Raw genomic sequence first — 13,572 nt, 5'->3', positions numbered from 1 at the left:
ATTTTTGGGTAATTGTAGACTATATCCGTGGAACTGTTAGCTTTAGTGTTCTTATTTTTTGAATTAGTTAGCATTAAGCTCCATACAACTGCCTATACCTAACTATCGCATCCAATTCGCCGAGTGCATTGGCTTCAATATAGCCGATAATATTTCCCAGATTAATAATCGATATAACTGGGATTCTAAAGCATTCTATAACCTCTTGAATAGCAGAAAGCCCACTTTGTGCCGTTTCCTGCCTGTCTAATGCAACTAACACACCGACTGGCACAGCACCCGCTCGCAAAATAATATTGACTGACTCTCTAACTGAGATGCCGGCGGTTATAACATCATCAACAATCAATACCTTGCCTGTTAGGCTGGATCCAACTAATTCGCCGCCTTCACCATGGTCTTTGGCTTCTTTGCGATTAAAGGCAAAAGGCATGTCGACGGATGTCAATTGCGCGTAAGCAATTGATGTTGCGCTAACCAAAGGTATTCCTTTATAAGCGGGACCATACAAAATATCCGGTTTTATATCAGATTGTATAATCGCTTGGGCATAAAACCCCCCCAGCTTACTTAATTTTGCACCGGTATTAAATAGACCCGTATTGAAAAAATAGGGACTGGTGCGACCCGACTTTAATAGAAATTCACCAAATTTCAGCACGCCACAATCCAGCGAATAGGCAATAAATTCTTTTTGATAATCAAGCATGCAGGTTAACGTTCATCAAATATCCAACGTTAATTATAACGTAACTTTCATGATTGTCTTTCAGGCCGTAATAATTTGTTCATGTTATTATCCAGTCATGTAAGTGCCATACGGTCAAAGTCAGTTAAGATCAGGTCTTGCAAATCTTCAATTGCTTTCATAACTTACTAAATCTGGCATAGACATCACCCCTAACCAAACGTCAAACAACATACAAACTCGTCAATATGAAATGAAGCTGTACAAACATCAGCCTGAGCCTAACAAAAAAAACCTACCTTCAGGTATCCCTTATATTGTAGCCAATGAAGCGGCGGAACGGTTCAGCTATTATGGGATGAGGGCCATCCTGGTAGTGTTCATGACGCAATACCTGACGGACAGCGCGGGTGCATTGGCGGTCATGTCCGAACAAGAAGCGCAAGGATATTTCCACTTGTTCGTGTCGGCTGTTTATTTTATGCCTTTGCTGGGCGCTTTAGTATCAGACGTTGTTTGGGGCAAATACCGAACCATCATTTTATTGTCTTTGGTCTACTGCCTAGGCCATTTAGCTTTGACTATCGATAGTACACTTATGGGCTTACTGCTCGGACAAGGCCTGATTGCTTTGGGTGCTGGCGGGATAAAACCCTGCGTTTCTGCGCATGTGGGCGACCAGTTTGGAGCAGCCAATCGACATCTGATTGGCAAAGTATTTAGCTGGTTCTATTTTTCCGTTAACCTAGGTGCTTTTGCAGCCATGTTGATTATTCCTTGGCTGCTGCAACAGTATGGCCCATCTGTAGCATTTGCGATTCCAGGCGCATTAATGTTAGTTGCCACCGTAATTTTCTGGTCTGGACGTTATCAATTCGTCCATATAAAGCCTGCGGGGATGGGCTTTATAAAGGAAATGTTCAGCCAACATGGAATGGAGACTTTAGCAAAATTAGCGTCTGTTTACCTATTCATCGCCGTTTTTTGGGCTCTTTTTGAGCAAATAGGCTCATCATGGATTTTACAGGCACAAAAAATGGATCGCGTCATCTTTGGGGTTGAGCTGCTGCCATCACAGATTCAAGCCGCAAATCCATTGCTCATCATGCTACTAACACCACTGTTTACATACCTCATCTACCCATTTTTAAATAATTTGTTTGACCTTACAGCCATAAGAAAAATGGCCATCGGACTATTCCTCACCGTTATTGCCTTCGCTATCGCCGGTATAATACAAATGCAATTAGATCGGGGTAGTGTGCCGCACATTGGCTGGCAACTAATTGCCTATGTTGTACTCACCTCAGCGGAAGTCATGATCTCGATCACCTGCCTTGAATTCTCCTATCGTCAAGCACCTAAAACCATGAAATCGTTTATCATGGCTTTCTATTTTTTATCAGTAGCCGTTGGCAACCTCTTTACCAGCGCGGTTAATTTCTTCATTCAAAATGCCGACGGCTCGAGCAAGCTTGCGGGCGCGAACTACTTCTGGTTTTTTACGCTTTTAATGCTAATTACCACTGCGTTATTCCTATGGACAAGCTCTAATCTACAGAAAAAGAAAAAATTCTGCGGTGACCATTACTAATATTTCTTCTATACTCTGATGCACGAAATATGAATTACTGAAATGGGTCAAACGATGAAAATTACACTGCTAACCTTGGGGCTGCTTGTTTCCATGCAATTATCAGCCGGTGTTTATAAATGCACGGATGCAAATGGCAACAAAACCTACCGCTCACAACCTTGCACAGAGGGACAAAGCAAAGTTGAGCTAAATGTGAAAACAGGAGGCTCCACCGACCTTAACCAAGAAGAAAACAAAAAGGCCTTGTCACAGCAAGAACAGGAAGCTAAAGAAGCACAACAAAAAACTCAAGAACAGGAGTTATTACAAAAACAGCTACAACTAAAACAAAATGCCACCGATGAAAGTGCTAAAAATCAGTTCTTGATAAAAAACAATCCACGAAAATTTTCACCTTTTGCCATTCCACCTTATAACCTTGACGACTTACCACCCTTAGTTAAAACCTACCAGAATAGACTGCCTGATATTGAACGGTTTAGGAGGCAAGCAGCGGAAAGGTCACTAGCCACAGGTCAGTGTGGCCGAGTTGAGTCGGTGGAACTAAACCAAAAAAGCACCAAAGATGCCCTGGTAATACTCGTTGATTGCAGTTCAGCGAAAAAATTCTATGTGACAGAGCAGGAATTGGGTAGCAATTAACCACCATGACACCCGTCAAAACCGTACTAATTACTGGCTGCTCCAGCGGAATTGGCTATGCCACAGCTATTGAATTAAAAAACCGCGGTCATAAAGTCATCGCCAGCGCGAGAAAAGAAGAAGATGTCGTTCGCTTACAGCAAGAAGGCTTTATCGCCGTTCAACTCGATTTAGCTGACAGTAAAAATATCCAGGCAGCCGTTAAAAAAGCGCTGAAACTCGCCGATAATAAAATTGACGTATTGTTCAACAATGCGGCATTCGGTCAACCCGGAGCCGCCGAAGATTTAAGCCGCGAAGTCCTAAGATTTCAATTTGAAACTAATGTATTCGGTACTCATGAGTTAACTAACCTGCTAATCCCTGTGATGCGTAAACAAGGTCATGGCCGGATTATCTACAACAGCTCAATTTTAGGGTTGGTCGCCATGACTTACCGTGGCGCTTATAACGCCAGCAAATTTGCGCTGGAAGGCTTGGCAGATACCTTACGTTTGGAACTGCATGGCAGCAATATCTCTGTTTCGCTTATAGAACCGGGGCCAATATTAACCAAATTCCGGGAAAACTCTTTTGTCTTGTACAAAAAAAACATAGTAGTTGAGGGCAGTTTTCATAAGGATACCTATAAAGCGATGGAGGAACGCCTACAAAAAGAAGGGGCTGCCGTGCCATTTACCTTGCCTGCCAAAGCGGTCGCCGATAAAGTTGTCCATGCCGTAGAATCAGATTACCCAAAAGTACGCTATTACGTCACCTTTCCCACTTACCTGTTCGCATTCCTCAAACGTGTATTGCCTGCATCCTGGCTAGATAATCTCCTCAGAAGAGTTTGAGGGATGTCGTATCAACGTGAAACTCTTATCCAATGCCCCTATTGTGGCGAAACGCTGGATGTTCTAGTGGATGATTCATCCGGATCGCAAACCTATTATGAAGACTGTTCGGTTTGTTGTTCGCCCATTCTATTTTTATTGACTGAAGATGAGTTTGGAGAAATTCAAGTTGAAATTAAAAGGGATGACGAATAAACAAACTCAATGAGTTCTATTCAGGTTTCATTAACACAAGGTTTGTTAGTATTTCCCACACTATATTTTCATTTCCTTTGAGGTAATTAATTTTTTATCAAAACATGATAGAATCAGACGCGGTACAAAAAAAATTGATCGAAACAACGCTATACAACACACAAGAGGATAACCCCATATATGAAAACCTTAAAAACAATCGTACTTTCTTCCCTGATCGCAATGGCTATGGGTGCTTTTTCATCTGCCGCACTGGCAGAAGCCGGTGAAGGCAGAGTTTCATATTCACCAGCCGATGCTATTGATATGGTTCTGGGTGAAATCAAGAAAGCCCAAGCTGCTGTCGCTGCGGGTGCTAGTGGTGATGAAGTTTACAAAATTATCAAACAAGGCATGGATTACAGCAAAGAAGTTAACGCAAACGATGTGGTTGATAGAGAACGCGCACGCGCTAACGAAACATTGAAAAAAGCCAGAACAATGGCAAAAAACAACTCTATGAAAGGCATTGAAGAACACCTGACAAATGCAGCTAAAGCGTTCGCCGATTTAAAACCGTTGATTTAATCTAGCTCCCAGACCATACCTGTGTTCTTTTGAGAGCCTGGTATGGTTGTTTATAGCTTTTCTTCTCCTGATTATCCACACGCTTAATTTACTGAAAATCATTCTTGCCGTTTGAATCCAGCTATAGCTGCAACAAACTAACATTTTCCCTCGTTATTGTTAGCCCAGAAAACGCTGTCATTCAATTTAGCAGCAAATTTAGTGGATAATATTATTTGGCGCTAAAAGCAATCGAACCGAAACCTAACCTCAAAGCTAGTTAAGCTCCCCGCCCTTATCCCTTAAGTCTTCGATAATTGGAAAAACTTCAATCGGCTTACAAAATGAAATCAGGGATGCAATCTTTACCACTCCAAGTAGCCCAACTTATAGGGATTGGTATTACCTCACCGTTTTGGCCTTAAGTTGGCGCGTATGGGTATGTTGCCCCGTCCGAACAGTTTCAAAGTGGTTCAAAAACAATACCCCCGTCACTCGTGGATATTAATAAGGCTTATTGCGCCAATTTAACTTAAGTTGCCGTCAATTGCTTTACTTGCACATACCTAAAACAATCCACCGTATGGTCATTCACCATCCCCGTTGCTTGCATATGGGCATAGCAAATAACGCTGCCGACGAACTTAAACCCGCGTTTTTTTAAATCTCGGCTCATCAGGTCGGATAAGTTAGTGGAAGCAGGGAGTTCATGGTGATGTTGCCAGCTATTTTGGATGGGTTTACCGTCCACAAAACGCCAGATGTAATCATCAAAGCTACCAAACTCTTCCTGAACATTGATAAAAGCTTGGGCATTGGTAATGGCGGCTGTGATTTTCAGTTTGTTTCGGATAATTTCGGGATTAACCAATAATTGGTTTATCTTGTTTTCGTCATAACGCGCTACGACTTCTACATCAAAATTATCGAATGCTTTCCGGTAGCCTTCGCGTTTATTGAGGACAGTTGACCAGCTTAAGCCTGCTTGTGCGCCTTCTAGCACCAGAAATTCAAACAGCAAACGATCATCATGTACGGGAACGCCCCACTCGTGGTCATGGTAATGTTCTTCATTCGGGCTGTGCAGCGCCCACTTACATTTATTCATTGGCATATCTATTGCAATAAAGTACAAAAAGCTTCTAAGAAAACGGCTAAAAACCTTAATGCTTTCTTAATCGTGAATATACTACACTTGCCCAGATTGGTGTAATACGCTTTAATTGCTTATGTAAGGCACTTTTGCTAGTTCACTTTGCTCATAATCAGTGGGTTTACAATAGAATTGAATACAGTATGTTAAGAGTTAAAAAAATATTTTTATTCAGTGGCTTATCCGCGATGGTCATTCTCCTAAGTGGCTGCCAAACTTTGTCCGGCTACTTCCCTTATCGTACCCGCTCGGTTGCCGACACGCCTAACGTCCAGCTACAATCTGACATTGATAAACATGAGTTTCAGCTATCCGGCGATCAGGCCCTGATTGGTGAGATTGCGGCAGTCGAATCTCGTGAAAATGATACCTTGCCCGATATAGCACGGAATTATGGCTTGGGTTATAACGATATTACCGCCGCTAATGCCGGAGTTCCAGCCTGGACACCAAGGGCAAACAGCCGTGTTCTACTGCCGTTACAATTCATTCTGCCCGATGCGCCGCATAAAGGTATTGTGTTGAATGTTGCGAATATGCGGATGTTTTACTATCCCCGAAAGGAGCGCGATAAAGTCTTCACTTATCCCGTTGGGATAGGCCGTGACGGTTGGAATACCCCGATGGGTATGACCAGTGTTGCGGTCAAAACGCCGAATCCCGATTGGCATGTGCCGCCTTCCATCCATCGTGAACATGCAGAAAAAGGCCATTATTTACCTAGCGTGGTGCGTTCTGGCCCGGATAATCCCTTAGGGCTTTATGCCATGCGTTTAGCTATTGGCAGTTATCTAATCCACGGCACCAACAAGCCTTTTGGTATTGGAATGCAGATTAGCCACGGCTGTGTGCAGATGTATCCTGAGGATATTGAAGTTTTATTTAAAAAAACCTCAGTTGGAACACCCGTGCGGATTATTCACGATCCCTATTTAACTGCATGGCATGAAGACATGTTATACCTTGAAGCCAATGAACCCTTGGAAAAATGGAACTCAAATAAGCCCCAGTTGAAAAAGCAGGTCTCAAAAGAGTTACGTAGAATCGCCAAACAACACAATGCCACAGTAGATTGGGATAAGGTTGATCGGGTAATTCAACGAGCAGACGGCATACCAACGCCAGTATTGGCGAATAGCCCTGATGTAGCAGAGCTTTCCAAAAAAGCGGTGCAGTTAGCCCATCCGGGTAGACTTTACGGCCAACCCGTGGCAGAAACGCTGAGCAATAGCGATTGGGCAATGTTGGTCGCAACGTTTAACAACGAGAATGAAGCGCAGCAATTGGCTGCTATGCTCAACCACCAAGGGCCGCCGATACCCGCCCGTAAAGTTCAGGCGGATAAAGCTTATCAAGTCGTGGCAGGGCCATTCAAAAGCAAGAAAGCCGCTAAGGAAGCCGCCAGCCGGATACGCTTTGATTTTGAAATCGAAAGTAAGTTGTTAAAGCCACTAAGCGTCAAAGAAACCTCGAAACTCAGCCGATATGACGGCTAAAGTTTACTGAACTCAATCAGAACGGAATATCGTCATCATAAGGCGCGTCAAAGTTGTCGTGGCTGCTGCCTTGTGGTGTCGATGCCTGTTTTTCTGATGCTTGGTAAGCTTGCTGGGGTTGGCTGGCTTCATTTCTTTTGCCGAGCAAATCAATAATATTGGCGTTAAGTTCCAAGCTGGATTTCATGCTGCCGTCATTGGCCTTGTATTCATTTTGGGTCAGCTCGCCGGATACAAACACCTGTTGGCCTTTTTTCAGGTAGTTTTGTAAATTACCTTCGGCGCGTTTACCGAACAACGCCACGCGTATCCATAAGGTTTGCTGCTTGTCGCCAAAACCGATATTGTTGGCGACCGTCACGCTTAATACCGCCAATCCTGATGGTGTATACCTAACCTCCGCATCGCGGCCGACCGTCCCAGTAAAACTGAATACATTACTCATTTGTTTCTCGATAGTATGTTGATAATCTTGTTTTAATCGTGCAGACCTTGCTCATCTGACCAAAAGATGCCCATAAACCCTTGGTCGGAATCACAATTGTTTTAGTTCCGCAGGGAAATTTCTACAACTTTTACTTGTTAGCCGCAGCTTACTCCGCCTGCCGACCGAGTAAATAATGACATTAGCAGTCATTATATAGCAAGCGAGTGAAGCAGGGCTCGGCATCTTGCGAAAAATCATCTTCTGCTATAGTGTTTGAAACGGGGTCATATTACTGTATTCCTGTGTCATTACGTAACTGGCTCATAGTCTCTGAGAACTTGACAATTACTTTGTCCGATTCTTGATTATATCCCCCACCACCGACGGATCAGCCAGCGTTGAGGTATCGCCCAGATTATCCAACTCATTCGCCGCAACCTTACGTAAAATACGCCGCATGATCTTACCGGAACGGGTTTTGGGTAAACTCGGTGCCCATTGGATGACATCGGGTGTGGCTATCGGGCCGATTTCTTTTCTGACCAGCTTGATAAGTTCCGACCTAAGTTGTTCTGTTGCCGGTATCCCAGCATTCAAGGTGACGTAAGCGTAGATGCCCTGACCTTTTATGTCGTGCGGATAGCCCACTACAGCAGCCTCGGCAACATTTTCGTGCAAAACCAATGCGCTTTCTACTTCTGCCGTGCCCAGCCTATGGCCGGAAACATTGATGACATCATCCACCCGTCCGGTAATCCAATAATAACCGTCTTCATCACGCCGTGCGCCGTCGCCAGCAAAATAATAACCAGGATATGCCTTAAAGTAGGTATCGACAAAACGTTGGTGATCGCCATAAATCGTTCGTGCCTGACCCGGCCAGGGTTTGCTTATAACCAAAATTCCAGTTGCCTCGCCTGTCATGATCTTACCCTCGCCATTCACAATATCTGGCTGGACTCCAAAAAAAGGCAACGTGGCGGAACCCGGTTTCAACGGGGTAACGCCGGGTAATGGCGTAATCAAAATACCGCCAGTTTCGGTCTGCCACCAAGTGTCCATAATCGGGCATCTGCTGTCGCCAACGACGTGATAGTACCATTCCCAAGCTTCAGGATTGATTGGCTCGCCGACACTACCGAGGATTCTCAGACTACTACGGTTAGTGCGCGTAACAAAATCATCGCCTTGCGCCATCAATGCACGAATCGCAGTGGGCGCGGTATAGAAAATATTGACTTGATGTTTGTCAATTACTTGCCAAAATCGGTCTGCTTCTGGATAGGTGGGAACACCCTCAAACAACAAAGTAGTTGCGCCATTACATAATGGCCCATAGATCATGTAGGTATGCCCGGTAACCCAGCCTATATCGGCGGTACACCAGTAAATATCGCCGTCATGGTAGTCGAATACGTATTTATGCGTGATTGCCGCAAACAAAAGATAACCGCCCGTGGTGTGCAAAACGCCTTTGGGTTGGCCTGTTGAGCCGGAAGTGTAAAGGATGAACAAGGGATCTTCGGCATCCATTTCTTCAGGTGGGCAAACTTCGGAGGCCGTTGCCATCGCTTCGTGATACCAAACATTTCGGCTTTCATCCCAAGCCACAGGATTCGCCGTATTTTTAATGACAATAACCTTGTTTACACCTGGGCAATGCGCTATTGCCTGATCGACATTAGCTTTGATGGGGACGACTTTACCACCGCGATAACCCTCATCGGCACACACCACCACTTTGCAATCGGCATCCAGGATGCGATCTTTCAATGCTTCGGCAGAAAACCCCCCAAATACCACGGAATGCACAGCGCCTATGCGGGTACAAGCGAGCATGACGGTTGCCGCTTCCGCAATCATGGGCAGGTAAATACAAACGCGGTCGCCTTTTTTTACGCCTTGGTTTTTCAGTACGTTAGCAAACTTACAGACCTGCTGATGTAATTGCTTATAAGTGATTTTCTTGTCATGTTCAGGGTTATCTCCTTCCCAAATAATCGCAACCTGGTCGCCACGTTGGGCAAGATGCCGATCCAGGCAATTGACACTAACATTCAGCTTACCCCCCTCAAACCAGCGGATATATCCTTTGGGATAATCAAAATCCATAACCTTATGCCAAGGTTGGCTCCAGTCCAGAAACTTCTCAGCCTGTTCTGCCCAGAATTGTTCCGGCTCTTCTATCGAGCGGCGATAAAGGGCTTGATATTCAGCCTGATTGATGTGGGCGGTTGCTGCAATTTCTGGTTTGACGGGGTATATTTTGATTTCTGACATGGTGTTGCCCAGTTTTGATTTTAAGGATTATTATCCCAGAAGACCCTGTAATCTGGAAACCAAGTCCATCCGGTCATGTAACACGGCAAGGATGCAAGGCCGTTCGCCTTCATCATGCACATAAAAGATATAGTGATGTTCGCAATGCGTCACGCGGATTTGCGGGTAAAGATTTGAGAATGATTTCGATATTGCCGTTCTATCGGCAATTTCTTGAAACCGCTTTTCCAGCAAATTGGCATAGTGTAGCGATTGCTTTTTGCCCCACTGGTTTAACGTATAGCGGACAATGTCTTTAAGGTCATTTGCCGCTAACTGCGTTAAAATATAAGGTCGCACGATTAGCGAGCTTCTTCTTGGTACGTTTCCTCAAAGATTTCAAGCACAGATTTGTCAGTCAATTCACCTTGCTTTGCCGCATCAATACGCGGATGCAAAAAGGCTTCCAATTGGCGTAGGGCTGCTTCGGTGTCTTTGGCATTTGTGTCCGGCAAAGGTTGAAAAACCCGCTCCAACACATAATCTTTGATGCTTTGCCCACGCAAAGCAGAAACGGCTTTTAGACGTTGATGTTGTTCCTGGGTGACATCTATAGATAAGCGCATGGCGGTTTTTAACTTAAAACAGTTGATGAATACAGCTTACAGCGATAGCAACAAAAACACAAATGTACATTTGTTAAAATGATATTTGCGTAAGTCAAATTGGCACGCCAGCACACGGACTTTACACCTTGTTTGTGTTCTGGACGCGGCGTAATTCACCGAATGCGGTGTGTACACTACCATGCGGCGGATTACGGCGCACACAAGCCCCTTCTTGTCCTTAATGTTAAACTTTTTGTGCGCCTAATCCGCCCTACAGGCCTGACTGCTAAAACACGATCCCATACCGCAAAATCTCCTCCCAGTTTGTATTTCAATTTCTAGCCGTTTAACTAACAAGCTTATGCCGGAGAAATTTCCGGTTTAATTTTAAGTTGAACGCCTTTCTTTGACAAAGCCCCAATCACAGTTAAGTTGTTTTGTGAGAAATTGTTTTTAATCAACAATGATCTGGAGAACACTTGATCAGCTTAACCGCCAAAAATACAATTAAAATGTAATCGCTACCGAACTTGAAAAGATTTGCAAAGACTATTTCCAATACAAAATCTCTTGGTGTCCTAATTCTGGATAAACGAAATGGAAAAAAGCTAACTTGGAAAGCTTATGTAAGGGTACGAAAACCGCTGAGGAACTGGGCGAATGCTTCCATAAAGTCATGTCAAATGGGGGGGTCAGTGACAAGTGGGAATGGAAAATTGCTATCGCCCTCTCTGTCCAGGAACAAATGATGCGGATGAAAGGCCATGCTGTTTAATAATGACGAGAAATCGAGGTTGACTTATTATGGTGCTGTTTCTTCAGAGTTCTAAGGAACTGTGTTGACAGCACTAGAATTAAATCGATTTTAAATATTGTTTTAGAAGAAACATTTAAAACCTAATGAGTAACCTAAAGTCAATTTCTATATTGTTGTGTTCAAATCCTATTACATTTTGAAATGTTGATGACGAATTGAACAAAACAACCAATGTAAATTAAATTTATTTTATAAGCTGCCATTGGCAATTCCCGCTACCAGGATTTTAAGATTCAGAGTGAATACCTCAAAAGAATTTAACTGCCGGTTACTGATAAACGTAGGCAATTCACTGACAATATTAGGTTGCGTAGCGTTAATCTGTGGATCCATTGGGTTAATTTCCTTAGAATCATTTGCATTAGGACTCTCATCGGGTATACGAATCATTGCGATTGTAGCGATTACAGGTTGTCTATTTAGTGCCATTGGTTATGGCCTTAGGGACTATTTTGATTATTAGAACAATAAGGAGAATTAGCATGTTCAAGAAATCAGATTACTTTATTCTTTTAGCTGTGATGATATCGTTTTTTGTTTCCGCCTATCTTTGGTTTGTCGTCAAAGATCCCGAGCAAGCGATATTTACGGCAATCTGGATTCCATCGATTTTCTGCTTTGGCATCTACTTTAAGCTGTGTGCGTTAATGGGGAGGAAATAGCCATGGGCCTTATCCTCATTACCGGCATTGTCGCTTTCGTGCTTCTACTGATCGGATTATTCTTGACTTACAAGGAATTCAATAAGCTTGATTGAATACTTTATTAGCCATGATGGAAGAAAATCCATGGAAATCAAATAGCCTTATCTGTTGACCATGGTTTTATAGGTGTGATGGGTAACGCTTTTATCCGATCAAAAAAGGAATAGTCGCGGTCGGATTGAGTGATGGTCAAACTCCAATGAGAGACGCATCAGTCGTGTAGGGTGAATTCCATGCACCAAGGCCGTAAGGCGCAATAACCATCGGGCATTGCGCCGTATTGCTGTTCGTGCCGCATTATTCAAATTCATATAAGTCTCCTTCACAACCACCCCAATCGAGGAGATAAACGCCTTGCCCGACCCAACGAGGGAAAGTCGAGTAAGGCCAGTCTTTTACTTGCTTCGCCCATCCATGCTTGACCGAGTTATAGTGGATACAATCCAGGTGCGCCCGGTAATCGGCTTCATCCCGGATCAAATGTTCCCAGTATCGGCGTTGCCAGATGCCGCGTTCACCGCGCTTACCCTAACCGCAGACCTCCGCTCGGTTTTGGGCAAGGCTTTGGAAAACCCCATTTTTATCAACATTAAACGAGTGGCGTAGTCGGCATCGTCAGACGGAAGTTCGAGGACACAATGAAAATGCTCCGGCAACACCACCCAGCCATGTATCTCAAACGGGTGTCGTGCCTTGACCACTTTGACCGACTCCCGCAAAGGCTGGATGTGCCGCACCAATAAATCATTGCCTTTTCGTTGCAAAAGGTTGACGGTAAAAAAATAGGTGCCGCCTTGATGCCAAACACGTCGGTAATCCATTTTTCTATCGTTACTTCTCTGCTTGTTAAATACGGCGCAATGCCCGATGGTTATTGCGCCTTACGGCCTTGCCCACCCTACCTGACTGACTGTTCGTTTAGTAATGTTTAATCAAAATTCAATCAGTATTTTATAAGCAACAATTAAAATTAAAGATATAAAAGCACAACTCAAAATGAGAGAAAAAAACAGTACGCTAGGTTTAGCGATTTTTGTTGCCCTTTCTTTAATGCGAAAAAACTGGGGTATTTTTTGACATACAAAAGTAATAAAAATGGCGATGAACATTATTACGTTAGCAATTATCAGTGTCTCGTCATTTTTATAGTGTAAATCCAGTGAAAAATACAGAATTGTCATTGGCACTATAAAAAGGAACATCACAACACTTTCCATCCCTTTATTTGAGTGGTTTTGTGCGTTAGCAGGCCCTAGAGCTGTTGTTAATATCAATGTAGTTGTCAAGGGTATTGAAAGCCACTGACATAAGAGGTGTTCACAATCATAGTCTTTACCTAAAATAAAAATAATTAAGACTTGAAGGAAGCATAGGACGGCTACTGCAAACAACCAAACTTGTCGATGATTATTATATATAACATCATCCTTAAAACTTTTTTTAAAGTATTTAGTGAATGTTGCTAGCATTCCTATGGCAAATACCACAAACCAAATAAGAAGGATGGCGTATGCCATACCTGAGTTTGGATTCATCCACCATCCCATTACGCTCTCACCTGATATTGAATTAATTGGCTATACACTTTGTTATTTAGTAGCGAG

Annotated in this window: 18 protein-coding genes; 8 read left to right on the top strand and 10 right to left on the bottom strand. The window is 43.5% G+C overall.

Annotated elements, in window-relative coordinates; genetic code table 11:
- Positions 1-73: 73 nt before the first annotated feature.
- Positions 74-709: an orotate phosphoribosyltransferase gene (pyrE, locus tag ABL924_RS00930; RefSeq protein ID WP_349025189.1), complete on the bottom strand. Its 636-nt coding sequence runs from the start codon at positions 707-709 to the stop codon at positions 74-76.
- A 232-nt stretch (positions 710-941) separates the two neighbouring features.
- Between pyrE and ABL924_RS00925 the strand changes: the two genes are divergently transcribed.
- The 5 genes from ABL924_RS00925 (at position 942) to ABL924_RS00905 (ending at position 4,525) form a co-directional block, all read left to right on the top strand.
- Positions 942-2,282 carry a POT family MFS transporter gene (locus tag ABL924_RS00925; RefSeq protein ID WP_349025188.1) on the top strand — a complete coding sequence of 447 codons (1,341 nt, stop codon included), beginning with the start codon at positions 942-944 and terminating at the stop codon, positions 2,280-2,282.
- Between the two features lie 54 nt (positions 2,283-2,336).
- On the top strand, positions 2,337-2,927 hold the full coding sequence (locus ABL924_RS00920) for a DUF4124 domain-containing protein (RefSeq protein WP_349025187.1): 591 nt from the start codon (positions 2,337-2,339) through the stop codon (positions 2,925-2,927).
- Between the two features lie 5 nt (positions 2,928-2,932).
- A complete protein-coding gene (locus ABL924_RS00915) occupies positions 2,933-3,763 on the top strand; it encodes an SDR family NAD(P)-dependent oxidoreductase (RefSeq protein ID WP_349025186.1) in 831 nt (276 codons plus the stop codon).
- 3 nt (positions 3,764-3,766) lie between these two features.
- Entirely contained in the window at positions 3,767-3,958 is a 192-nt protein-coding gene (locus ABL924_RS00910) for a CPXCG motif-containing cysteine-rich protein (RefSeq protein ID WP_349025185.1), read from the top strand.
- 180 nt (positions 3,959-4,138) lie between these two features.
- Positions 4,139-4,525, top strand: coding sequence for a hypothetical protein (locus ABL924_RS00905; RefSeq protein ID WP_349025184.1), 387 nt, complete (start codon positions 4,139-4,141; stop codon positions 4,523-4,525).
- A 511-nt stretch (positions 4,526-5,036) separates the two neighbouring features.
- On the opposite strand, the gene ABL924_RS00900 is transcribed toward ABL924_RS00905, so the two are convergent.
- Positions 5,037-5,612: a DNA-3-methyladenine glycosylase I gene (locus tag ABL924_RS00900; RefSeq protein ID WP_349025183.1), complete on the bottom strand. Its 576-nt coding sequence runs from the start codon at positions 5,610-5,612 to the stop codon at positions 5,037-5,039.
- 188 nt (positions 5,613-5,800) lie between these two features.
- Between ABL924_RS00900 and ABL924_RS00895 the strand changes: the two genes are divergently transcribed.
- Positions 5,801-7,153: a L,D-transpeptidase family protein gene (locus tag ABL924_RS00895; RefSeq protein ID WP_349025182.1), complete on the top strand. Its 1,353-nt coding sequence runs from the start codon at positions 5,801-5,803 to the stop codon at positions 7,151-7,153.
- Positions 7,154-7,169: 16 nt separating this feature from the next.
- Here ABL924_RS00895 and ABL924_RS00890 read toward each other — a convergent pair whose 3' ends face one another.
- From ABL924_RS00890 to ABL924_RS00875, 4 genes are all read right to left on the bottom strand, one after another.
- A complete protein-coding gene (locus ABL924_RS00890) occupies positions 7,170-7,598 on the bottom strand; it encodes a single-stranded DNA-binding protein (protein WP_349025181.1) in 429 nt (142 codons plus the stop codon).
- Between the two features lie 327 nt (positions 7,599-7,925).
- Positions 7,926-9,860: an acetate--CoA ligase gene (acs, locus tag ABL924_RS00885; protein WP_349025180.1), complete on the bottom strand. Its 1,935-nt coding sequence runs from the start codon at positions 9,858-9,860 to the stop codon at positions 7,926-7,928.
- A 30-nt stretch (positions 9,861-9,890) separates the two neighbouring features.
- Positions 9,891-10,199, bottom strand: a complete 309-nt coding sequence (locus tag ABL924_RS00880; RefSeq protein WP_349025179.1) for a type II toxin-antitoxin system RelE/ParE family toxin — start codon at positions 10,197-10,199, stop codon at positions 9,891-9,893.
- 2 nt (positions 10,200-10,201) lie between these two features.
- The gene (locus tag ABL924_RS00875) at positions 10,202-10,465 is read right to left on the bottom strand and encodes an antitoxin (protein ID WP_349025178.1); all 264 of its coding nucleotides are present in this window, start codon (positions 10,463-10,465) and stop codon (positions 10,202-10,204) included.
- A 595-nt stretch (positions 10,466-11,060) separates the two neighbouring features.
- Here ABL924_RS00875 and ABL924_RS00870 point away from each other — a divergent pair.
- Positions 11,061-11,222: a hypothetical protein gene (locus ABL924_RS00870; protein ID WP_349025177.1), complete on the top strand. Its 162-nt coding sequence runs from the start codon at positions 11,061-11,063 to the stop codon at positions 11,220-11,222.
- Between the two features lie 231 nt (positions 11,223-11,453).
- Here the strand turns inward: ABL924_RS00870 and ABL924_RS00865 are convergent, their stop codons facing one another.
- Entirely contained in the window at positions 11,454-11,597 is a 144-nt protein-coding gene (locus ABL924_RS00865) for a hypothetical protein (protein WP_349025176.1), read from the bottom strand.
- A 149-nt stretch (positions 11,598-11,746) separates the two neighbouring features.
- Between ABL924_RS00865 and ABL924_RS00860 the strand changes: the two genes are divergently transcribed.
- Positions 11,747-11,926 (top strand): hypothetical protein, encoded by a 180-nt coding sequence (locus tag ABL924_RS00860; protein ID WP_349025175.1) that lies wholly within the window; start codon positions 11,747-11,749, stop codon positions 11,924-11,926.
- 194 nt (positions 11,927-12,120) lie between these two features.
- Here ABL924_RS00860 and ABL924_RS00855 read toward each other — a convergent pair whose 3' ends face one another.
- The 3 genes from ABL924_RS00855 to ABL924_RS00845 form a co-directional block, all read right to left on the bottom strand.
- Positions 12,121-12,279 carry a hypothetical protein gene (locus ABL924_RS00855; RefSeq protein WP_349025174.1) on the bottom strand — a complete coding sequence of 53 codons (159 nt, stop codon included), beginning with the start codon at positions 12,277-12,279 and terminating at the stop codon, positions 12,121-12,123.
- A gap of 165 nt (positions 12,280-12,444) precedes the next feature.
- A complete protein-coding gene (locus tag ABL924_RS00850; protein WP_349025173.1) occupies positions 12,445-12,789 on the bottom strand; it encodes a transposase in 345 nt (114 codons plus the stop codon).
- 111 nt (positions 12,790-12,900) lie between these two features.
- A complete protein-coding gene (locus ABL924_RS00845) occupies positions 12,901-13,503 on the bottom strand; it encodes a hypothetical protein (protein ID WP_349025172.1) in 603 nt (200 codons plus the stop codon).
- Positions 13,504-13,572 lie beyond the last annotated feature (69 nt).

The organism is Methyloglobulus sp., from assembly GCF_040079455.1.
Classification (GTDB): Bacteria; Pseudomonadota; Gammaproteobacteria; order Methylococcales; family Methylomonadaceae; genus Methyloglobulus.
This window is presented reverse-complemented; position numbering and strand designations above follow the sequence as displayed.

What these genes read in the sequence shown, in the direction of transcription:
- ABL924_RS00860 (WP_349025175.1), top strand. Translation starts at nt 11,747, where the DNA reads ATGTTCAAGAAATCAGATTACTTTATTCTTTTAGCTGTGATGATATCG.
- ABL924_RS00900 (WP_349025183.1), bottom strand. Translation starts at nt 5,612, where the DNA reads ATGAATAAATGTAAGTGGGCGCTGCACAGCCCGAATGAAGAACATTAC.
- ABL924_RS00850 (WP_349025173.1), bottom strand. Translation starts at nt 12,789, where the DNA reads ATGGATTACCGACGTGTTTGGCATCAAGGCGGCACCTATTTTTTTACC.
- ABL924_RS00855 (WP_349025174.1), bottom strand. Translation starts at nt 12,279, where the DNA reads ATGAATTTGAATAATGCGGCACGAACAGCAATACGGCGCAATGCCCGA.
- pyrE (WP_349025189.1), bottom strand. Translation starts at nt 709, where the DNA reads ATGCTTGATTATCAAAAAGAATTTATTGCCTATTCGCTGGATTGTGGC.
- ABL924_RS00845 (WP_349025172.1), bottom strand. Translation starts at nt 13,503, where the DNA reads ATGAATCCAAACTCAGGTATGGCATACGCCATCCTTCTTATTTGGTTT.
- ABL924_RS00905 (WP_349025184.1), top strand. Translation starts at nt 4,139, where the DNA reads ATGAAAACCTTAAAAACAATCGTACTTTCTTCCCTGATCGCAATGGCT.
- ABL924_RS00915 (WP_349025186.1), top strand. Translation starts at nt 2,933, where the DNA reads ATGACACCCGTCAAAACCGTACTAATTACTGGCTGCTCCAGCGGAATT.
- ABL924_RS00865 (WP_349025176.1), bottom strand. Translation starts at nt 11,597, where the DNA reads ATGGATCCACAGATTAACGCTACGCAACCTAATATTGTCAGTGAATTG.
- ABL924_RS00875 (WP_349025178.1), bottom strand. Translation starts at nt 10,465, where the DNA reads ATGCGCTTATCTATAGATGTCACCCAGGAACAACATCAACGTCTAAAA.
- ABL924_RS00910 (WP_349025185.1), top strand. Translation starts at nt 3,767, where the DNA reads ATGTCGTATCAACGTGAAACTCTTATCCAATGCCCCTATTGTGGCGAA.
- acs (WP_349025180.1), bottom strand. Translation starts at nt 9,860, where the DNA reads ATGTCAGAAATCAAAATATACCCCGTCAAACCAGAAATTGCAGCAACC.
- ABL924_RS00890 (WP_349025181.1), bottom strand. Translation starts at nt 7,598, where the DNA reads ATGAGTAATGTATTCAGTTTTACTGGGACGGTCGGCCGCGATGCGGAG.
- ABL924_RS00895 (WP_349025182.1), top strand. Translation starts at nt 5,801, where the DNA reads ATGTTAAGAGTTAAAAAAATATTTTTATTCAGTGGCTTATCCGCGATG.
- ABL924_RS00925 (WP_349025188.1), top strand. Translation starts at nt 942, where the DNA reads ATGAAGCTGTACAAACATCAGCCTGAGCCTAACAAAAAAAACCTACCT.
- ABL924_RS00920 (WP_349025187.1), top strand. Translation starts at nt 2,337, where the DNA reads ATGAAAATTACACTGCTAACCTTGGGGCTGCTTGTTTCCATGCAATTA.